The organism is Victivallaceae bacterium (genome assembly GCA_036659455.1).
Classification (GTDB): Bacteria; Chlamydiota; Chlamydiia; order Chlamydiales; family Chlamydiaceae; genus JAVXCN01.
On record JAVXCN010000001.1, the window covers coordinates 545,812 to 567,517 of the forward strand.

General features: G+C 38.2%; 21 protein-coding genes. 6 read left to right on the forward strand and 15 right to left on the reverse strand.

Features of this window, described 5'->3' with window-relative positions; genetic code table 11:
* The first annotated feature begins 114 nt into the window (after window positions 1-114).
* Together RSA43_02535 and yidD are read left to right on the forward strand one after the other, a co-directional pair.
* A complete protein-coding gene (locus RSA43_02535) occupies window positions 115-912 on the forward strand; it encodes an RMD1 family protein (GenBank protein MEG2496162.1) in 798 nt (265 codons plus the stop codon).
* The gene (gene yidD, locus RSA43_02540; protein ID MEG2496163.1) at window positions 909-1,184 is read left to right on the forward strand and encodes a membrane protein insertion efficiency factor YidD; all 276 of its coding nucleotides are present in this window, start codon (window positions 909-911) and stop codon (window positions 1,182-1,184) included. Before RSA43_02535 ends, yidD begins: the two co-directional genes overlap by 4 nt.
* A gap of 31 nt (window positions 1,185-1,215) precedes the next feature.
* Here yidD and RSA43_02545 read toward each other — a convergent pair whose 3' ends face one another.
* Window positions 1,216-2,142, reverse strand: a complete 927-nt coding sequence (locus RSA43_02545) for a hypothetical protein (protein ID MEG2496164.1) — start codon at window positions 2,140-2,142, stop codon at window positions 1,216-1,218.
* A 101-nt stretch (window positions 2,143-2,243) separates the two neighbouring features.
* Between RSA43_02545 and pheT the strand changes: the two genes are divergently transcribed.
* Together pheT and RSA43_02555 are read left to right on the forward strand one after the other, a co-directional pair.
* Window positions 2,244-4,655, forward strand: coding sequence for a phenylalanine--tRNA ligase subunit beta (pheT, locus tag RSA43_02550; protein ID MEG2496165.1), 2,412 nt, complete (start codon window positions 2,244-2,246; stop codon window positions 4,653-4,655).
* A 91-nt stretch (window positions 4,656-4,746) separates the two neighbouring features.
* The gene (locus RSA43_02555; protein MEG2496166.1) at window positions 4,747-5,784 is read left to right on the forward strand and encodes a toxin-antitoxin system YwqK family antitoxin; all 1,038 of its coding nucleotides are present in this window, start codon (window positions 4,747-4,749) and stop codon (window positions 5,782-5,784) included.
* A gap of 306 nt (window positions 5,785-6,090) precedes the next feature.
* Here the strand turns inward: RSA43_02555 and RSA43_02560 are convergent, their stop codons facing one another.
* The 6 genes from RSA43_02560 to RSA43_02585 form a co-directional block, all read right to left on the reverse strand.
* Window positions 6,091-7,833: an ABC transporter permease subunit gene (locus tag RSA43_02560; GenBank protein ID MEG2496167.1), complete on the reverse strand. Its 1,743-nt coding sequence runs from the start codon at window positions 7,831-7,833 to the stop codon at window positions 6,091-6,093.
* Between the two features lie 17 nt (window positions 7,834-7,850).
* Window positions 7,851-9,308 carry an ABC transporter permease gene (locus RSA43_02565; GenBank protein ID MEG2496168.1) on the reverse strand — a complete coding sequence of 486 codons (1,458 nt, stop codon included), beginning with the start codon at window positions 9,306-9,308 and terminating at the stop codon, window positions 7,851-7,853.
* 41 nt (window positions 9,309-9,349) lie between these two features.
* Window positions 9,350-11,440 carry an ABC transporter substrate-binding protein gene (locus tag RSA43_02570; protein ID MEG2496169.1) on the reverse strand — a complete coding sequence of 697 codons (2,091 nt, stop codon included), beginning with the start codon at window positions 11,438-11,440 and terminating at the stop codon, window positions 9,350-9,352.
* 275 nt (window positions 11,441-11,715) lie between these two features.
* Complete coding sequence (locus tag RSA43_02575; GenBank protein ID MEG2496170.1) at window positions 11,716-11,952, reverse strand: hypothetical protein; 237 nt, start codon at window positions 11,950-11,952, stop codon at window positions 11,716-11,718.
* 152 nt (window positions 11,953-12,104) lie between these two features.
* Complete coding sequence (locus RSA43_02580) at window positions 12,105-12,500, reverse strand: hypothetical protein (protein MEG2496171.1); 396 nt, start codon at window positions 12,498-12,500, stop codon at window positions 12,105-12,107.
* A 42-nt stretch (window positions 12,501-12,542) separates the two neighbouring features.
* Window positions 12,543-13,589 carry a hypothetical protein gene (locus RSA43_02585; protein MEG2496172.1) on the reverse strand — a complete coding sequence of 349 codons (1,047 nt, stop codon included), beginning with the start codon at window positions 13,587-13,589 and terminating at the stop codon, window positions 12,543-12,545.
* A gap of 225 nt (window positions 13,590-13,814) precedes the next feature.
* Between RSA43_02585 and hemH the strand changes: the two genes are divergently transcribed.
* On the forward strand, window positions 13,815-14,783 hold the full coding sequence (gene hemH, locus RSA43_02590; protein MEG2496173.1) for a ferrochelatase: 969 nt from the start codon (window positions 13,815-13,817) through the stop codon (window positions 14,781-14,783).
* Here hemH and RSA43_02595 read toward each other — a convergent pair.
* From RSA43_02595 to RSA43_02625, 7 genes are all read right to left on the reverse strand, one after another.
* Window positions 14,780-15,529, reverse strand: coding sequence for a transporter substrate-binding domain-containing protein (locus RSA43_02595; GenBank protein MEG2496174.1), 750 nt, complete (start codon window positions 15,527-15,529; stop codon window positions 14,780-14,782). The genes hemH and RSA43_02595 overlap by 4 nt on opposite strands.
* 70 nt (window positions 15,530-15,599) lie before the next feature.
* A complete protein-coding gene (rsmD, locus tag RSA43_02600) occupies window positions 15,600-16,163 on the reverse strand; it encodes a 16S rRNA (guanine(966)-N(2))-methyltransferase RsmD (GenBank protein ID MEG2496175.1) in 564 nt (187 codons plus the stop codon).
* Window positions 16,160-16,933, reverse strand: a complete 774-nt coding sequence (locus RSA43_02605; GenBank protein MEG2496176.1) for a metallophosphoesterase — start codon at window positions 16,931-16,933, stop codon at window positions 16,160-16,162. The genes rsmD and RSA43_02605 overlap by 4 nt, the downstream gene beginning before the upstream one ends.
* A gap of 66 nt (window positions 16,934-16,999) precedes the next feature.
* On the reverse strand, window positions 17,000-18,340 hold the full coding sequence (locus RSA43_02610) for a sugar phosphate nucleotidyltransferase (GenBank protein ID MEG2496177.1): 1,341 nt from the start codon (window positions 18,338-18,340) through the stop codon (window positions 17,000-17,002).
* Window positions 18,341-18,412: 72 nt separating this feature from the next.
* Window positions 18,413-19,186, reverse strand: a complete 774-nt coding sequence (gene pyrF / locus RSA43_02615; GenBank protein MEG2496178.1) for an orotidine-5'-phosphate decarboxylase — start codon at window positions 19,184-19,186, stop codon at window positions 18,413-18,415.
* Window positions 19,183-19,797: an orotate phosphoribosyltransferase gene (locus RSA43_02620; protein ID MEG2496179.1), complete on the reverse strand. Its 615-nt coding sequence runs from the start codon at window positions 19,795-19,797 to the stop codon at window positions 19,183-19,185. Before RSA43_02620 ends, pyrF begins: the two co-directional genes overlap by 4 nt.
* A gap of 161 nt (window positions 19,798-19,958) precedes the next feature.
* Window positions 19,959-20,090, reverse strand: a complete 132-nt coding sequence (locus RSA43_02625) for a hypothetical protein (GenBank protein ID MEG2496180.1) — start codon at window positions 20,088-20,090, stop codon at window positions 19,959-19,961.
* A 4-nt stretch (window positions 20,091-20,094) separates the two neighbouring features.
* Here RSA43_02625 and RSA43_02630 point away from each other — a divergent pair, with 4 nt between their 5' ends.
* Window positions 20,095-20,352: a hypothetical protein gene (locus RSA43_02630; protein ID MEG2496181.1), complete on the forward strand. Its 258-nt coding sequence runs from the start codon at window positions 20,095-20,097 to the stop codon at window positions 20,350-20,352.
* Here the strand turns inward: RSA43_02630 and RSA43_02635 are convergent.
* Window positions 20,339-21,583, reverse strand: a complete 1,245-nt coding sequence (locus RSA43_02635; GenBank protein MEG2496182.1) for a dihydroorotase family protein — start codon at window positions 21,581-21,583, stop codon at window positions 20,339-20,341. The two genes, RSA43_02630 and RSA43_02635, sit on opposite strands and share 14 nt — an antisense overlap.
* Between the last annotated feature and the right edge of the window lie 123 nt (window positions 21,584-21,706).

Genomic DNA, 21,706 nt, shown 5'->3' on the forward strand with positions numbered 1-21,706 from the left:
AGCGAATGAGGTTAAATCTCCTTACGGTTTATCTCAAGAAAAAATTCTCTTAATGGAAAAAAAATAGTACAACACACATAATGCAGTCTCCGTATCTATATTTTTTTTTAATTTATGCGTTGTTCCGCTTATTGTACCTCCTCGTCCTATAATCTCCATGTCCTATTTCATTTATTGAAAAGCGACTACGACACCGTATTGTTTCGAGAAGCCGTACGAATCATCGGGCCCGATCATATCGATGGAGAAACTCCTCTGGCTTTCTTTTTTACTTTCGGTGTTGCCGTATTTTGGTCCTGGAAAGAAGCCGAAGAAATATGCATACTACAGGCCATTCTACCCGCCTCGCCGGAAATCAATCCGCATCCGGAAACCGATCTCTATAACTATTCCTATGAAACCTCGGTTAACATTCGTCGAGATCGGCTGATTTTATCGGACAATTCTTTTCTGACGAAAATGGCTGTATCGTTCGGTTTGGCACAATCCGCTAAATTAACGGTTTTCGAGGGGACCATTAATCAGACCATCGAAAACTCAAAACAGTTACCACGAGACTTGGCTCTCAGAGGTAAAATTTTTCTGTCTCGTAAGGCCATATCAAAAAAAATAGGAAAGTTGTTCATCGATAAGGCTCTCGTTAATCTTCAATCGGATATTTTGGATGAACCTGACTTCTTTTGGGAACACCCGGACAAACAACCTATATACAGAGACGTTTTTGCCTGTTTCGATATTGCTCCCAGAACCAGCGTTCTTAATCATAAATTAACGATTTTGGGAGATTTATTAAGTATCCTGAACAATCAGCTGCATCAACAATATTCATCATCTTTAGAATGGACTATTATTTGCCTAATCGTTATCGAAGTAGCTATCGCCCTTTTAAGAGATCTGTTTCACCTAATATGACAAAAATATTCATCATTACGATTCGCGCCTATCAACGATTGATCTCCCCTTTCCTACTTCATCATTGTCGATTTTTTCCTTCTTGCTCCGAATACGCCGTCCAAGCCCTTTCCGTAAAAGGTCTATTTAAAGGGACTTTTTTAATCCTTAAAAGAATCCTGAAATGCGGGCCTTGGAGTTCAGGAGGACTTGACGTTGTCCCTTCAATGTCTTTGGAGGAATCTATTTCTTTTAGCAATGAAAACCGCAAAAAAACCGACATCGAATCCTGAATCGTATTTAATAATCTCTGATCAAGCTTACCTATCTACTATAAAACGATTGGAGACATCGAGCCATGTTTTTTACTTGATTTCCGCGACATGAAGCCATGATGCGATCCAAGAATATATCCGTTTTAGGATGCAATCCGTTCAAAAGCCTTAAAATCTTAAGGACTGTTTCATCGGAAGCTTCATTCGTAATGAAGAACCAATCGGCATCTAAGAAAAGATCGACTGCCAGAACGAGATCTTTTTCCAAATAAGAAAATCGAGCTCTTCTGCCTGTATCTTCCGAAAGGCCTTTCCTTAAGTTATCGTAGGAACAAGTTTCAAAAAATAATTCGCTACCACCGTCCACGGCTATTCTCATCAAAGTGCCCGGAGAAATTTCCGAAGATCCGGAACTCATCAAAGATCGGAAAAATATAAATTCTTTTGAATTGAGAAACCGAAAAAATAATCGCTCCTCAACAATTCCCGATTTCAAAGATTCCGATAACAAACGAAACAATCCTCGTGTTGTGTAAGGATATCTTTCTTCCCGACAAAATTTTGCGATTTTTATAAAATCCTCATCAGAAAGATTTTGAGGGATGTAAAAATGATCACCTTCCGATTCGGATCTCAAAAAAGTCACAGGCCCGTTTAGGGCGCTACCGATATCCAAAAAATGTTCCGAAAAAAGAAGACCTAAAGACAAATCTTTAATACGATGGCCGTCCAGCATTTCCGATGACGGCAACAAAGATAACAGCTCATCAAACTTTAACTCCTTAAGATACTTGGTATATTCATAAGAATGTTCTCGTTCTTGATCGCAAATCGTGACCGTATTAAAACACAACCCGGAATAAATGATTCCGCGACGAAATATAACGAAATAAAATAAAAATAAAAAAAGTATATTCAAGGAAAAACTAAGAACCAATCCTTGCTTCCACCAACTCGTTTTATTAAAAAACGCCATCGAATTCTCCTAAATCAATTACGGCTATATAACTTAAAATATCTTGTAAGTATAAAATAGTAATCGTAAAATTCCATGCTGAAAATCATTTTGGAAATTATATGCTCATTCCATTGAAATTGTTACAAAAGTGTTTTTCCGTTTCTCCTTCGTTTTCAAACATAATCAAAGCTTGCGAACAAATCGGCATCGAAATAGAAACAATTTCTCTAAAAAATAATGTCGATTTTAAAAACGTGTTTACATCTCGCATTGTTGAAGTCACCCCTCATCCCAATGCCGACAAACTTAAGATTGCCGTTGTATTCGACGGGATCGACAATCATACTGTCGTTTGTGGGGCTTTGAACTGTCGTCCGGGTTTAATAACTGCTTTTGCCAAACCAGGAGCCGTTTTAAGAATCAATCAAAGCCCTTTAATTATCAAAAAAACGCAACTCAGAGGTATCGAATCAGCAGGCATGTTGTGTTCCTTCGAAGAGTTATTCCCCGATTCAGAAACTTCTTCAGGTATTATGGAATTATCGGAAGATACGCCTCTAGGTGAAGACTATTCTCTTTTAATCGGAGATCCGATAATCGAAATCGCTTTAACTCCCAATCTCGGTCATTGCTGTTCTCTTATGGGCTTGGCTCGAGAAATAGCTCCTTTAATAAACAATACGTTTTCCGTTCCGGATTTCTTATCGATTGACGAAAAATTACCCGAAATTCATGAAAAAAGCCTAGCGGAACAAGAAGCCGATGCATGTCCTTTTTACGTAGCTGCGCAAATAGACGACATTCCTAATCAAGAATCTCCTTCACAACTGAAGGACTTATTAAGTTATTTCGGAATAAAATCGGTAAACCCTATTGTTGACATCACCAATTTCATTATGTCGGTTACCGGTCAACCGATGCATGCTTTCGACGCTTCACGTGTTGATATTCTATCTTTAAGGGTGAATAAAATTCGTGAACCTCAATCCGTTACGTTATTGAACGACAAAAAAGTCGTTTTAAAACCCGGGACCGTGGTTGTAGAGGACGATTTTCACGTTTTGGCAATAGCGGGTATCATGGGCGCTGCAGATTCCTCCGTTACAAGCACAACGAATCGCGTGGTTTTAGAGAGTGCCTACTTTTTTAAGAAAGACATTCGATTTACTGAAAATTATCTTCAACTGTATACCGATGCTTCCTATAGATTTTCCAGAGGAACGGACCCGGAACTGCCTTTGCAAGCCATGAAGATGGCTCTTTCTTGGCTCTCTCGAAATTTCCCCGAAATCAAAATTAAAGCCATAGAAACGAAAAAATCAAATTTAACCGAAAATAAGACAATTATTTTTCGAAACCGAAAAATGAATGTCTTACTTGATTCGGCCCTCACCTGTAACGAAACCGCCGATATATTCCGACGACTTAATTTTGAAGTTATTCAAACCTCCGATGAACAATTAACGGTTAGAGCACCTTCTTATCGGCATGATATTAACGAAGAAGTGGATTTGATTGAGGAAATATCCAAAATCATAGGACTGCCGAACAATAATGAACCCGATACCTCAAAGAATGCGAAACTTTATCCGCCGTCTCTTTGGGAAACAAAAAAAGACCTAAGGTCTTATATGGTTGCCCAAGGATTTTATGAATTTTATACTTGTGATTTATTAAAACAAGATGAAACGGAGCTTATTAATAAAGAGGACCGAGACGAAAATCTCGTTACCATCTCGACATCCAAAAGTTCAATGTTTTTAAGACCAAGTTTGCTTCCGGGTTTATTACGGTCAACCGCTTTTAACATTCATAGGAACGCTTCGACAATTCGTTGTTTCGAAATCGGAAAAGTCTATAAAAAAATCAATTCGAACTTTATCGAAGAGGAAAGTTTTGCGCTTCTGATCACCGGTCTGAAAGATCCGGAAAGTTGGAACCGCAAAAACTTAAAAACTGATTTTTTCGAACTGAAAGGTATCGTAGAAAATATATTCGATAAATATGCATTGACTCCTGATTTCATTCCTTCTCAATACGAATACTTTCACCCTTACCAACAAGCGGATATTCGTATAGGAAAGAATCGCTTAGGGAAAATCGGTTCGATACATCCCGAATTTCTATTGATTCCGAACATTAAACAAGAAGTGTTCTTTTTCGAGTGTTTAATTAAACCTTTCGTTAAGGCACCGAAAAATAAAATCATGCAACCGATTTCCGAATTTCCGGGATCAACGAGAGATGTGACTTTATCGGTCACCAATGATTACCCGGTGAAAAAAATAATCGCCTTTTTAAACAAACAACTATCTCCTCTTTTGGAGTCCATTAGAATTAAAGACATTTATTGCGATGACTTTATTGTCGGGAACGAGTGGAAAAACGTTACTTTAACAATGACCTATAGAAGTTTGTCCGGAAATTTATCCGCTCGAGAAATCGATGACGAATATGAAAAACTAATGTCCGCTCTCCTTAACAAATTATCCGAAGACAAGATTTTAAAACAATTTCCGACTTGCGATTGAAACACGCTTCTAAACATATCGAAGTTACAAAAACAAATAGTTATTGATTTGCTATTAAAAAATCTATAAAACTCAACATGGATTGAGGTTTATGACCGACGGTAGTAATATTGTGTCGGGAAAATACTTCCCAAAGAAATTGCTTTTGATTTTAAAGAGTTTAAAAATGAAATTGTTATTCGGTTTTTTAATATTTTTAACTTTCTTCTCAGTCAGCGATGCCGCTATTCGCAGTGATCAGGCGATTAAAGAAGTTTATCGGCATAGTTACGGTATTATTATTTCAAGAGACGAATGGATCCGTCGGGGGAAAGACGGTAGTATCACTAAACTCTTAAAAGACGGAACAACCGTCAGCGAATCCTATTTCCAAGGGCTGTTGAATGGAGAAGTCATCGTTTCTTACCCTCATTCCGCAACTATTGCTTTAAGAGAACAATATGAACATGGCGTTTTACTTTCACGTCGCCATTTCTTCATTAACGGATTACCCAAACAAGAAGAAATTTTCAACAGTGATGGGTCGATAATCATTTCAAGTTGGAAAGACGATGACATTGCACATACTCCTCCTTTCATTACGGAAACTTTTTCCGATAGAAAATTGATAAGCGGAACTTATATAACTCCCGTCGGAGAGAAAGTTCACATCGTCGACGGTGAGGGCATACGTCCTTGTTATTCCGCCCAAGGCGAACTCTTATCGGAAGAAGCTTTTAACCAAGGTTCTTTGGTTCGTAAGACGTCTTATTATCCGAATAGAGACCCTGCCTCAGTCACACAGTATCAAAACGGCGTGATTCACGGCATCAGACAGACTTTTTTCCTCGGAGGTATTCCCAATACTCTTGAAGAATGGCGTAACGGCATACAAGACGGAGTTACTTTCGTTTTTAAAAACGGACACCGTGTTGCCGATATTCCTTTTGTTAAAGGGATACGAAAAGGTATGGAGATTCGTTATAACGATAAATTCGAAATTGTAGAAGAAGTTTCTTGGAAAAACAATCAGCTGCATGGAACTCGTAAGATCTACAATCAAGGAACCCTAAAAAAAGAATGGTACCATCAGGGGAAACCCGTTTCCAAAGCCAAATTCGAACGGTTGAATTTTAAGGCAACGAGCTAAGTTATAAGGCATCTTTATAGATTCGGATTGAAACATCGTTCTTATTGTCTCAAACCTTATCAAGCATGTCATGGGTCTGTTTCTATCTTCAGTACCTCATGTTCAACCGGTTACTGAAACCGGATAAGAATCGATTAAGATAACCTCTTAATAGTCGCTTCGATTTTTTCTTACATCGACCTATGTTTTGACTATATGAAAAAAAAACAATTTCCTTTCAATAATCCGAAGGTTTTCTTAAAACCGCAATTCTCAAAACTTGTTTATCGGATTTCAGATCTCATTACCGATAAAAATTCCGTATTCTTAATCTCTCAGTCTAGGATCAAGAGCATCTCTAATACCGTCTCCGGTTACAGCAATGGCAATCAGTAAAATTGTTAATAAGGTTGCAGGTGGCCATAACAAATAGCTTTCCGAAGGAAAGGAATTCACTCCCTCACGCATCAGAGCACCCCACGACGTAGTATTTTCTTCTCCAAGCCCCAGAAAAGTAAGCCCCGCTTCACTACTGATTGTTGCCATCATCGTGAAGGGGAAAAGAGCTATGATGCAACTGAAGACGTTCGGTAAAATTTGAAACAGCATAATATTACAATGACTATAACCCATACTCTTTGAAGCCAGAACATAAGGTAGTTCCCTTTCTCTTAAAACTTCCGCTCTGACATATCTGGTAAATCCTGTCCACCCGAACAAACCCAAAACCAACGTATTAACAAATAAAGATTTAATCTGAGAAATCGAAATCAGCAAAAGCAAAATAAACAATACCGGCATTGTCTCCCATATTTCAACAAAGCGAGATCCGATAATATCCACCCAACCTCCGAAGTAACCGGAGATTAAACCGATAGCAATACCTATGATTAAAGATACCGTTACGCCAAGAAATCCGACGACTAAGCAAATTCTTATTCCGAATAACAAAGAAGCCACGAGATCGCGACCGTTGGCACGACTCATCTCCCACCAAGGCAAATACTTGTTAACATCTCCTGACATGCCCGTGTCTTCTTCCCAATGATGTAACCGAAAAAACGGTTTCAATATAATCCTACAATCAGCTGAAGCGTCATTCAGCCAAACCAATTTATCTTCTATAAAAGCAACGGCACTTTTTGTTTTGACGTACTCTTCTAAAATTTTTCTATGAAAAATGACCTCTTGTTTTACGGATTCCGACACTTTAAGAATATCATTTAAAACACGTGCGTTGTCGTCAATTTTGTCGGAGGGAAAAACATAAGATAATTTATGTTCATGTTCGGCTCTGGCTAAAGCCATCAAATAAGGCGTATATTTAGCGGAAGCGATCTCCCATTTCAACAAATGATCCTCGTAAGAAGACTCCAAATTGGCTAATGTTTTATGTAAACGTCGAAGTTTTGCCCGATCGTGTTTATCATCGAGAAATTTCAAGGTCGGTAAGGGTCTGTTTTCTTTCGTTTCGAAAGCTACGGTATATTTTTGTAAATTATCGTGTCTAAGATTTTTAGAGATCGATTTCAGTACGAGACCGAGACGGTTGTAATTACTGATAAATTTTTTTTCGAACTCCCACGTACGAAAATCTTCCGGCAAGACGATTAATTCCTCTCTATCCTTATTATCAGCCATTAATTCGTTGATCTCTTCGGTCCTGAGTTTTTGTAAAATTTCATTTTCTCCCGGATTTTTAACAACTCCCGCATTTACTAATAAAAAAAAGAATAATTGCAAAAAGACAGAAATGCCCAACCATGTTTGTCTATGCCATTTTTTACTTAAAATTAGTAATCCGGCTATCATCAAAGGCAAAACAAACATGAATACGTTAAAAAATAGATCTAAAGGCTTTGTATAGAAGCCTTTAAAAAACAAAAATCTGAGAAAAGGAAAATAATATTCTCCTCCCCATCGAACTATAAAAGGCTTGCTGCAAGCAAAGAAAGGAGCATATACACCTATTAAAGATAATATTATGAAAACGAGCAAAGCTCCGAAAGCCGCTCGATTCTTTTTAAATCTAGAAAAAAAAGACTTAAAGAAAGAGTGTCTGCTATCCATATCTTTCCAACTCCTTCCTAATAGCGCTGATCGGGACGAATTCTCGGATCCAACAACGCATAACTAAGATCCCCCAAAAGATAACCAAGTAAAGACAAGCAAGAACCCGCCAGAACGGAAAATAAAATAACGTTATGATCGCGGTCTAGTACGGCTTGATAAAAAAATCTCCCGAACCCGTTAATTTCAAATAATGTCTCTACAACTAAAGCTCCCCCTAAAATAGCTCCTAAAGAAGAAGCCAATGAAGTCACTAGAGGAATAGCCGCGTTTCTTCCAACATGTTTCACGAGAATATCCAATTTTGGTAATCCCTTGGCAACGGCCGTTCTTACATAATCCTGTTTCAAAAGATTTAAAAATATACTACGCGAAAATCTTGATTGTGAAGCAAAGGCTCCGTAACTCACGGCAATGAACGGAAATACGCAATGAGTCACTATATCGATAAGTCTTCCGAACGATGAAAGTTGATCGAAAATTTCCTTGGAAGAATATAAATCGGCATAAGGCACCGGTATGTTCGTAAAAGGGATTGTCTTATTAATAGCAAAGTTTTCGATCATCCAAGGAACAGCTACGAACACGGGAACCGAAAACAGGATCAGAAATAAAATGTTAAGAATATGATCCGGCCACTTATTTCGATAAACAGCCATGATCATGCCGAAAATCTGACATAATACAAAAACGAAACACATAGGTAACACCGAAAGAAGCAAAGAATACTTAATTCTTTTCGTAACCTCATCAATGACCGGTTTATTGGTATCCGATCTTAACGAACCGAAATCCAAACGAACAATCTTCGATAAATAACGGCAAAGGCGAGTTTCGAAAAAAAAGATTTTATATTTCTTGACCCCTTTAAAAACAAAGGCGTTATATCCGCCCTTTTTATCAAACCATTCCCTCAACGCCTGATAACGTTTTTCGAAAGATTCGAGATCTTCTCCTTCTCGGCTTAGTAATTTTAATAATAAAGCGCCATCTTCCGACACTTCACGATTATAACAAATTTGCTCAGGAGTTAAATTAAAGCCCGTTATTCCCGATTTTAAACCGCCCCTGATAAAGAGGTCGGCGGCAATACTTCTATAGGCTAAAGAAGCCGATGCATTACTTGCTTCAAACAATAATATCGGCATTATGTATCGAGCCCGATCACCCCATCGCACTCTCAATTCCGAAAAAGAAACTTTAGTTGCCGCAGGGTTATCTTTTGATTTTTTCAAATCGGAAATCGCTTTTTTTACTTGGGCGTGGGATATGGCCGGGTAATTATTAAAAAGAATGGGTAGAGTCAAACCGTAATGCTCCCTAAAAAGAAGGTGCCTATCCGGTCCCTTATAAATTTTCATTCTATCTGATTTTCCGGCCTCCCCGAAAAAGTCCCCCCCTTTATCTTCGCAAGAGTCTCCCGGAGCAAAATTAAGGATAATGAAATTAACGAGAATGATGACGCATAACGTCACCGGGAGCAAAAGAATTCTTTTTAAAAAATAATTTAACAATCCTATTCTCTCCTATCTATCCACAAAATGGTATAGTTGATTTCTTGATCTTCGGCTCCGGGTATAAGATCTTTTCTAATCTTAGGGACGAAAATATTTTTTACGTAGTCTCTGTAAACAATTGTGGTTTTACGGGAACACAAGAAAGTATAGGGAGATTCTTCATGAATTTTTTCATGGAGTCGATAATAGATTTGCTTACGTTTAGTCCTATCGTATTCATAAGTCAATCGATCGATCAGAGCATCGACTTCAGGACAACTGAATCCGACCATATTGGCGGACCCTTTCAAATAAGCTCCTTCGGAATGCCATAGGGCTCTCGGATCTTCGGGAGGAGGGCCCATACACCACCCCATTGATAAAGCATCGAAACTTTTATCTTCGAATTTCTTGGATAAATCGGCCATGCTTAATCCTAAAATACGACAATCGATACCTGCCGATCGCAGAGACATGGATATTTGTTCAACCAAAGCTTTGGAAGAACCGCTTTGAACAAAATAACATAAGTTAAACTTGAAGGGCACTCTGACTCCTTCTATTTCCTTTTCCCGTATCCCATCTCCGTCGGTATCGATCCATCCCTCATCTTCCAATAATCTTTCGGCCTCTTCCGGGGAAAAACACCAATCCTCAATATCCGAATTATATGAAGGAGAGAACAATGAAAAAGGACCGGTAATCGCATAGGCATATCCATTAAATATTTGCTCAATGATCCTATCCTTATCTATGAGCATATTCAATGCCTGTCTAACCTTAGTACTCTCAAAAAATACTGTTTGGAGATTCCATCCGATATAACAATATCCGTTATCCGCACTCACTATTTCTTTAACGGCTGCCCCTTGTTCTACCTGAGTTCGATAAGCAGCGGAACGCATGAACTCCTTAAAACCTTCCCTATGATTCGGTGTTAAAAAACACAGATCCAATTTTCCCGTTTTAAAATCGTTAAATATGGCGTCGCAACTGTCTTTCAGCATAACCGTTACTTTTTCAACCAAACACTTCAACGGCTGATAATGATTCGGATTACGAATAAAGGATATGCAATGATCATCAAACCCATTAAAAATATACGGACCTACACTGACGATGTAATTTCCTGCCCAATGAGTCGTAAAATTTTGGGCCCACAAAGAATTATTTTGATAAGTTAAAGGATCTCGGTCATCTTCGACGATTTTATTTCCGTCTGAAAAATATTGATAAACAAATCTCGGTAACGGACGAATGTAAAGCGTCTTCTTAAATGCTCCGTACTGTACCTTATTCTCCTCTTCTCCTTCATCGTTGATTGTCACATGAGATTTCCATCTTACGATAAATGCATGATCGTCGATGACGGAAAAATCAACGATATCTTCGAAATCACTTCTGAGCGATACAGCTTGCATTTCTGAAATATAAGGATTCATCACGACGTCATAGAAAAATTTAAAATCGTGGGCAGTAAGAGGATGTGGTTTTTGAAAAACATCATCAAGAACAAAAGATTTCGGGAAAAAATCAGGATTAAGCGGTTGCCAATAAATGTCTTTTCGTAAAAAGATTCGAAACTCTTTCTCTCCGCTGCCGTCGTTTGTGCTATGTTCTTCGATTTTAAGCGCCAACTCCGGAGCAAACTCTTCAAATTTGCCGACATGTAAAGCGGCTAATCCGGGAACACATTGATCATAGAAAGCCACTACCCGATGAAATCCGTTGAAAGGATTTAAATTATCCGGACGACCTACGCATGCCAATCTCAAAGTACCCGAAGGTTGCAAATCGTTACTTAAGAGATTCGGAAGCGTATTCTCCAAATAGGGGTCCTCGGACAAAATATTCGGATAAACAGGATCTCCGCAAATAACGGTTGATTCCGGTTTTCGGAGATTCGCAATTTTAAGATCGGAATAATTCTCTTTAATATGATTTTTAGATACAACGTTAAGTAGCTCCTTAACATCATCTCTTAAACCGTCCACGCCGATTTTTAAGGATTTAACGTCTCTTTCAACCAAATCCGATGACCAATACAACAAAATCAAAACTAGGACTAAAACCAGGCTCAGCACTTTGTATAAAAAAAAACTTTTCTTCATAAGGCTACTGCTTCTCGCTCCTTTTCGGTAAGAAAATCGGCGATTTCCCAAATAAAGAGGTTATTATTAAATAATAGAAAATTACAAGCAACACGGTCTTTTTTAAAAAGAAACAAACGGAAGCACTGTTTGTTTTAAAGATTTAAAATACGAAACAGGAAGAGGGCTGCTCAAAAAAAAAGCCCCAGTCTAGGGGCTTTAAAAAATATCTTACCGAAATAAAAACTCGGAAAAATATATGAACAAAAAAACCGACTCAATCGAAGTTTTCCGTTCTAGTCAACTGCTTCTTCTTTATCCGAATTGTTGTTTTCTTCACCTTTTTCTTTTTCAGGGCAAGTCGTTTGATCACATTCTTCATCGGTCAACAATTCTTCGGAGAATAAGACTACCTGACTTTCCAACCCAAATCTCGCAGACTTAGACGAATCCAATCTAACTTTCGAACCGGCCATTCCTTGAGGAACTCCAAATACCAATAAAGCCAAGGCGGCTAAAACCAATTTTTTCATAATCATTCTCCTTATTTAAATCTCACAACATTCTCAAACTCAGTCATTCGTTCATCAAACAACCGAATTTCTTGAAACCGCTTTCCCAATTTTTTTCTGTCGGAAACGCACGCGTGAAGGAGTATAGAGGATATTCATTGCAAAAACAATCACTATTTCAACATGAAATATTTTTTTTTAATTTGCTCTAACGGACCTTGAGAATGTTGAACATCCTTATAGGGAATCAAAAATAAACCGATAAACAAAAAAATCAATCCGACAACCAAAATGAAAACGGTTAGGCAAGTGCTCGAAAAAGACAACGCACGACACATCGTATCCAAGTACCAAGCAAAATTATACACTATCTTTGAACAAGAAAAGTTTCCGGCTAATCCTTGTAGGCCTACTAATCCTATTAAAGCCGTACTGATCATCGAAATGCCGACTAGGGATATCGATAAGGCAATAACCATCTTCCGCGAACGATCTTTTTGCTGCCAAGAAGCGGATACTCGTGACGCAAATTCTTTTAAAGGAGAGACACTCGATAAAGAAAGAGTCAAAAATCAACCAAATTAAAAAAAATAAAAATTAATTATAAAATACTAGTAAATAAAAAAAGAACCATAAAAATTAATAAGTTTTTGAGATTTATTATAATTAATTTTTTTTAAAATTTCATATATTCTAAGTCCGGAAGAATTCATCCCCTGTCTAAAATATAACATGCCTAATTTAAACATTATGTCTTCGTCGGAAGGCCTTAAATTCAATAAGATCTCGTATTGACTGATCTCTTCCTCCGGCATTTGCAAATCGTGATAACTATAGGCCAGTTGAGTATGAACCCATGTATTACCGGGAAAATAATCATTTAAAATTTTAAATTCTTCAATAGCTCTCTCTGCACAGTTTCGAAATTTATCTCGAGTTTCATTTGAATACCTCGTTTCCGGAATCCAATCTTCACCTTCAAACTCCGGATATTTTCGAGGATCGGCGTATAAACCGGAAAGCAATACGAAAGCATCGGCCAAGGAAGCATGTGCTTTTAAATCAATCGGCTCTTTCTTCACAGCATTCAAGTGTAAATCAACAGCCCTTTCCAGTAAATTTTCACGAAAATAAACCACATCTTTCCAAAAACAAAAGCCACTGACCTTACGAAGGAAAGAAGGAGCTCTTATGAAGAAACTCCATGATTGTAACAATGCATATTCCCAATCCTGAAGCCTGACGGCTAAACTTTGAGCGGCCGATGCCAACAAAATCTGATGTCGATAACTGTTCTCTTTATAACCGATGATTTCCTTAACTTTATTAAGATAAAGCTCACTTAAAGACTGCCTGATTTCCGGCTTTCGAGAACGCAAATAAAGACGTAAAATCAAGAAACCAAAAAACGTCAGAAAAAAACAGGCCAAAACAAAAGCAGGAAGAAACGTTTTTCCGGAAATAATACAGGCAGACAAAAAGATCCCTGTTTCAACAAGCATAAGCGAAAAAGCAACGACATGAAAATAAAAATAGCGAAACAACGATGATTTCAATTTTTTTTTAATGAAAAACCAGAGTATTTCTACCTTTTCTTCATAGCCTTTGCGTTCCCTAACCAACCCATCCGTAACATGAGTTTTAAAGGTACCGGTCATAACATACTCTATTCATATTTCAAAGGCTGGTTCGTTACTTTTTTACGACTTCCGGAGAACCTTGCATAACTATATAAAAATTCGTAGACTTTAAGGGACACAAGAACCGAACACGAAAACCGCTTACAAGTCAATAACAAGGCTAATAGTAAGCACTAATTAAACAAGCGGTCAAGGAGAAATGCCTTTTAAACACTTTTTTTATCGGATACATTCGGATACATAATGAAGGCTTATGTTTTAGCTAACTTCGGAGGGCCTAAAAATACGGAAGACGTCTTTCCTTTTCTGAGAGCTCTTCTTACGGATCCGTACCTGACCGGAAATTTTCGTCCTTTATGTCTTCACCGTCCTTTCTTTACTTTAATAGCAAAATTAAGAACCAAAAAAGTTTCCGCCCTCTATCAAACCATAGGCGGTAAATCTCCTATTTATCGCGACACAAATTTTCTGGCACAAAAACTACGCTTAAAATTACAAGTTCCGGTAATCCCCTTTCACCGTTATCTTCCGGATACTCATGAAGTGTTTTTGGAAGAGTTGCGGTCTTTATTGCAAAAAAAATACAAAATAACGGTTCTTCCTTTATTTCCCTATTTCACTTACTCAGTAACCGGAAGTATTGCGCATTTTTTTTCGAAACATCTCGATTCGAATGGCCTTGAATGGATTAAATCTTTCGGAAATCATCCGGCATTCGTATTTTCGCAAGTCAAACATCTATCGCAATATCTGGAAAAACGAAAATTAACACCCAAAAATTGCATACTTATCTTCTCTGCTCACGGAATCCCCAAATCCTTTGTTTTGTCGGGAGATCCTTACGTACGAGAATGTTCGGTTTCCTTTCAAAAGATTGCGTCTTACTTCCCTGAGTCCGACAATATACTCTGCTATCAATCCAGATTCGGCCCGGCAAAATGGGTGACTCCCTATACGGAAGTCGTATGTCAGCAATTGATTGCCTCAAAGAATAAAAAGAATGCCGTTATCATTCCTTTCGGTTTTCTTTCCGACCATCTGGAAACTCTGTATGAGATAGAAAAGCTATATCTACCCTTACTCCGAGAAAATGGGTTTAATGCTTATAGACTGCCTGCTTTAGGGAAAACGGACATCTTACCGAAAGCTTTAACGGAAATTATTCGCACGACAAAAAAAGTAAAAACCGAAAAGCTTCTCAAAAATATTTAAGGAACTTCATAGACCGCTTTTAAGTTAGCGTATTCTCCGTTGTTCTTCAATTTCGTCAACCCTCGATTGAAGACGCGGATTAAGTGACTTTCCTTATCTTTAACAACCATAAGACGTATACCGTCAGAAGTCAAGGGCTCGGAAACAATGTCGAGATCCCGTTGATAGACTGTCGAGATTAAATTTGAAGCATTAAGCGCCGGAATTAAAATGGCATCATATTTTCCTTGCAACAGCTCCTCACATGCATTCGGGATATGATCAAACGTCAAAATAACGGCATCCGGAATCTGTTGTGCCTCTACAGATGAAGAGTCGAAAAGATACGCTCCTATCGTTTTTCCGTTTAACGAGTCGAAAGTTCGAAAAGTGCTTCCCTTTTTAACGACTAAAACAGGACCTGTCAATAATAAGGGTTCGGAAAATTCATAATAATCAAGCACATCATATCCCGGCAACGTACAAGTAAATATGCCGGCCACTTGACCTTGGTTTAAACATTCTTTTAAACGAACCCAATCCAAATTAACGATACTACAATCAAAATGCTCTTCTTTTCCGATGGAATCGGAAAGGACATTCACGAAAGCGTTAACGTTAGGAGTAAATAATCCGAATTGATAAGGGAACCATGTGACATCGCGACCTATCATCACTTTTTTGGAAAAGCCGCTACATCCGCCCAGCACTATGAGAATTGCCAGCAAAAACGTTCTTCCCAACAATTTCCTATAAAATTTTAACATCGACCTCTCCCGATTTCTTTATACCCCCAGCCACACAATATCCAAGAGAGCAAGTTTTGACAAGTATGATTTACGGCTCTGATCTCAATCTATATTCGGCAAAACCGGAACTTCCTAATTTTTTAAAACGTACTTTACTCAATACGGAGGGGATCCTCATTTCGTAATCTTTATGGGATTCAACGAAAATAACTCCTTTCGCAACCAATAATTTTTCATTAACGATTTGTTCCAAAAGATTCGGAACGATACAAGGAATATTTTCATAAGGAGGGTCGATGTAAATAATATCGAACGAGGCTCCGATACCGGCTAAATATTTCAATCCGCAAAATACGTTTTTGGAAATAATCTTAACGGGTTCTCGAGGTTTGACACGTTTTAAATTTTCCTTAATAATCCGTACTGAATCATGAGAGGAATCGACAAAAACCGCGGAAGAAGCGCCTTGACTTAAAGCCTCTAACCCTACGACTCCCGTACCTGCAAACAAATCCAAAAAATGTGCGCCTTCGATATAACCGCGACAAATATTAAAAAAACATTCTTTAAGAAGACCGGAAGTCGGTCTTATTTTTACGGATTTGAAAGACTTTAAAAGTATGCCTCTATATTGACCCGATAATATTCTCATAAACTCAACGGATATTCCAGAGGATTAAAATTCAAAAAATCGGCTGACGTTAATCGATAATCGACACGTCCTATTTTTCCGAAAATAGGCTTTTCCTTTCGAAAGACAGATTTTATGCCGTGTAAATGACCGAAAAAACATACCTCAACGTTATATTTTTCAAGCATATCGGACACAGGCCCTGAAGTTCCGTCAGAGCTGATCGGAGGGAAGTGAGTCATGACAATACGTCTTTCAAAATTTTCCGGTATGGCCTTCAATCCGAGTTCCAATCTATCCAGTTCTCTTAAAAAAATTTTCCGATCTTCCAAAGAATCCCTTCGAATATGCCTCTCATCGGTATCTCCATGATCATCATTAAAAAGTCGCGAATCCGTTACGATGGATTCCGAATTCCATAATCTCGCTCCTGTAATGGCTACGGAAGCTTCCGGAAGCAAAAAGCAATTATTCTTAATGAAAAAACAATCTTTAGGGAGGATTGCCGAAATTTTTTTGTAGGAAGCAGAACTCCAATAATCATGATTTCCTCTAATAAATACTTTCTTTCCCGGTAAATCAGCCAAAAAAGATAAATCCGTCTTAAATTCCTGCAAATCGGAAGCCCAGGAAATATCTCCCGGAATCAATACGATATCCTTTTCGGAAACGTTACGACTCCAAGCATCATGAATGCGATCCATATACCCTAACCATGCATCACCGAAAATTTCCATAGTTTTCTGAGGAACACCTTTAGCTAAGTGAAGATCCGCTATTATTTTCAACACGAATAGAAAAGCTCAAAAAGATAGATGTTCAATTTTACAAAAACCGACAAAAACCGACAAGGGAAGTTAAAAAACGTAGTAATCGGGAAGAATCGTTCCCTTAGGAACCACTATAATGCCATCTCTCACAGAAATATTATTATCTTCGGAATCAAAATTAATAAATCCTTGTTTATTAATCAGTTGAACACCTTTTCCCAAAAAGGCGTTTTCATCGACGATACTCTTTTCTATAACGCAATCGGAAGAAATCCCTACATTTCCCCCATAATACTCGTTACCTAGGATTACGGAATCCGAAATCCTAGTATTTTCTCCTATAGTCGTACGAACCCCTAGCACACTTCCCGAAACCGAAGCTTGATCAACGACGCATCCTTCGCAAATCAATGAATTCGAAATCAAAGAGTTATTAATAATCGCTCCGGGAAGATTGTGGTGATAACTGAAAATGGTTCCTCTATTGTCGTAACAACACAATCCCTTTCCGCTTTCTTCCGGTCGTTTCCGAATCAATTTTAAATTTGCCTCGTAATAAGATTCTATGGTTCCGATATCAGCCCAATAACCATCGAAAAGAAAAACAAAAAGACCTTTTTTGTTAATCTGAGAATGTATGAGATGTTTACCGAAATCATCTCTCGGATCTTCGGTAAGAAGAGAAAATAGCGATTCTTTTTTAAAAAGATAAATTCCCATCGATCCCAAAAACAGCGAAGCATCTCTGCCGAATTTAAATTTACTCATCATTTCTTCGGAAATCTTGAACGATTCTATTACGGATTCGCTTTCCGGCTTTTCGAAAAAATCAATAACTTGACCATTCGACTCATCGATTTTTAAAATACCCATTCTCGAAACATCTTTTTCAGGTATGGGCTGAGCCGCAATTAACATATCCGAATCTACTTTCCGCGCGTATCCGATCATTTCCTGAAAATTGATGTTGTATAATTGATCACCGGACAGAATAAGAAAATAATCGAGATCGAATTGTTCGAAATAGCTGATGTTTTGTCTTACTGCATCAGCGGTTCCCTTATAACAAACCGGATTCTCACCTTCGGGAGAGAGAAGATGTATCAGAGGTTCCGTGTTACCTCTCGGATAATGGCAAGAGCCGAATATATGATTTTGTAACGTATGGGTCAGATACTGCCCTATAACGAAAATTCGAGACAATCCCGATGTTATGGCATGAGAGATCGGAATATCGATCAACTTATAACGACCGCCAAACGAAACGGCAGGCTTACACCTGGTCTGGGTAAGAGGAGACAATCTCTTCCCTTCACCGCCGCAAAGAAGAATCACTCCGATTCTATCCAGAATATCGCTACAACCGAATGATGAGTCTTCATTATTCTCTATAAAATTAATAAAATTAATATTTTTATTAAGTGACATTAGATCGACTCCTTATTAATTTTATAAATAAAAAATTAATAAAAACCAATAAATAAAATAATAAAAATAATTTTATTTAACTATACCTTGAGCATAAATAGAATAGCTTGTTTCTTTATAGATATGCGCTTGTTCCAAAGGATCCCGATTAGCGTAAATATCTCTACCAACAAGGATTACGTCACTACCTGACGATGCGATCACCTCTTCCGGAGTTCTATACGTTTGATCTTGATTATCACCGTCCGGATCCATATGAACACCAGGCGTCATATAAACCATTGTATCGTCGAACGATATCTTTCGCCCAGAAATGAAACCCATGACGAAATCCGAATATTGAATGGCAAATCTAACAGCGGTTGCTGCATAAATCTCCGAAAACGAATTTCCGCATATGTTCATTTCGGATAACAAAAGTAATCCTTTTCCTTTCGATTGTCCCACGGCTGCTAAAGCCTCTATGATACCAGACCCCGTCAATATGTGAGCATTAATGACATCTGCCCATTCAGCTATTCGATATATTCCTTCGGCATATTGTTTAGCGGCAATAAACCCGCTATCGGCAAATTTTCGATCTTCAAAAATTAAAAACTTATGTTCAACGGATAACCGTTTTAGTTCCAGCATCGTGTCATATCGAAAATCGTTAAGAATATCGATGTGTGTTTTGATTAGGCAAACTTCAGGTCCTAAAAGATGAGCTAAATCCAGTAATTCTTCGGCATTGCCGACATCTAAAACCACTCCCAGATTCGTACGTTTTGTTTCCATAAGCTCAAACAAACGCTTAGTTTGCGGATGACGTGATTTCGCGGCACGTTCTAAGTAAGACAGTTTCATAAAACGATATCTTCAACGGACTCTTCGACTCTTTTTTTCAAATCCGAGTATTCATAGGGAGTTATCACCGAAGAAGCATTAAGCGCTTCTATTAAAGAAAGTAATGTGAATACCGATTTCACTTGAATGCCTTTTGTTTTAAGATTGGCACATCCTCCGCATAATCTATCCAGAAACACAAGAGCCTCTCTAACGACAAGCCCTTCTTCTCTTAACAGATCACAGGTTTCCATAATGCTTGAACCCGTAACCATTACGTCTTCAATAACCAAACAGGTTTGATTGGGAGAAAAAATGCCCTCCAGTCTTTTTTTAGTTCCGTGATCTTTGATCTCTTTGCGTCGCATAACCATAGGGATATTATTATTTAGAGAGATGATAGTAGCGATAGGCAAAGCCGTATAAGGGACTCCACATAACAGGCTGCAATTATATTCAGGCCCCTTTCTCCAAATAAGATTAGCTACGGCCTGCAGTAAAAGCGGGTCGGAAATCATCAATCTTAAATCAATATACAAAGGAGATTGACTTCCGTTTTTAAGGGTAAATTCTCCGATTTTTATGGCTCCGATTTTATAAAGCTCACTTGCGACTCTTATCGATTCATTCATTATCAGTCTCCTCAAAAAAATTTAATGCTATAAACGGGACCCGGATTATACCGATAATCGTTATAACCGCGTCCACACGGATCTCGGAAAAATCTTGAAAATGATGCGGTTGCATAATTCTTCCCATGCTCAAAATTCATAATCCTGATGTATCTTTTTCATTAAAAGTCAGGAAAATCGACGGCAAAATTTTCCTCATAAGGTTGTCTTATATCATGAAAAAACGAAATCTCTTTACGAGAAAAAGTCGAATCCCTCACAACGGAAATATTAATCGAAGAACTTGTTGTCATAAGTATGGCCTCTCAACTGTTTATAGGATTCACCGTACGTGACTCGATTTCCGATCATTTTCATTTTTCCGATCTCGAAATAACTTATTACTGCAACAAAAAATACTTTGGAATTCGAATAAAAAACGAAATTTTAACATTAAAAACATTAAAGGATCTTTCCGATAAATTGCGTTCTTTTTTATTGGCCGAATATCCTTCGGTCCCTAATCGCAATCTCCCGGACGTCATTATTTTCTCCCAAACTTTTATCGGCGATTGATATATTCATTCCATCCTCCGGAACGATACAATCGTTTTTTTAAAATCGTATAAATAGGCCAACCGACCAAGCATTTTCCTACATAAGGACTCCAACCGCATTTGGATAGGATTTCATTTTCGGTAACTATTTTTTCCAGATCTTCTTTAATGAGAGTCCAATCTTCGGTAGGCGAAAAAGCAAATATCGAAGTAATATTCCCGCTCGTCAATTTTACAAGAGTTTCATAATCAATCTTAGCTTGAGATACCGCATTCGCCAACAGAGGAAGCAGGAATTGGATCCCGGGCATTCCCGCGAGGCTCTCACGTTCGGCATTTTTTTCCTCTTGTAGATGAGGCCCGTGGCTGCTACCTACCGTATCGACTATTCCGTTTTTCAAAGCTTCCCATAAAGCCTCTCGATCTCCGGGATTTCTCAAAGGCGGATTTACTTTTGCACGGTTACCCAACCCTATATAATCTCTGATATCAAAAAATAAATGCGGTAATGCCGCTTCGGCAAAAATCGTGACTCCCGATCTCTTGGCATTTTCAATGAGCTCTATCTCTTTTTCCGTGCTGACATGTAAAATGTAAAGCTTCGTCCCATATTTAGCTGCTAAATCCAACACTTCAGCAACCGCTCTAAAAGCAGCCTCAGGAGGTCTTAAAAGAGAATGAGTTGCCGGACTCCAATAACTGCTTAATGCCGTATCGGCAGCAGCTCTTCTAAGAATAAGTTCGTCTTCCGCATGTACGGCAACGACTATCTCCGCCTCCGCAGCAGCTCTAAAAACAGCCTTTAAATTAACTTGTCCTATAGGAGAATCGGTAGAAGCATCCATACATACTTTTACCCCACAAAAAAGATCCTTGTGTTCGGGAAGAGATTCTATTTCAAAGAGATTATTACCGACGGCTCCTAAATAAAACCGAAATTCGAGAGGAATGTCTACGGCCTTCAGTTGTTTTTGTACAATTTCTTCTTTAGACTTGCCTACAAGAAACGTATCCAAAAAAGGCTTCGTATCAGGCATATCCAACACTTTGGTAACTCCGCCGTAAATAGCCGCAGCAGCTCCGGTTTCCCAATTTTCCTTATATTCATAACCGGGTGTTCTGAAATGGACGTGTCCGTCAATCACGGCCGGAATAGCCAAGAAATCATAACCGTCAATATCTTCCCCTTCACTGACTGAAAAAATATCTCTTCGACGACCATCTAAGAAGCGCACGTTACGAATATACATCGATCGACTCCTCTAAAAAGCAAGTCAACAATATTAAAAATATTTTAAACATAACGATAACAAGTTCACTAAAAAACCGAAACATATCAATCCTTCACGTAGGCATATTTTATGCCCCGGAAA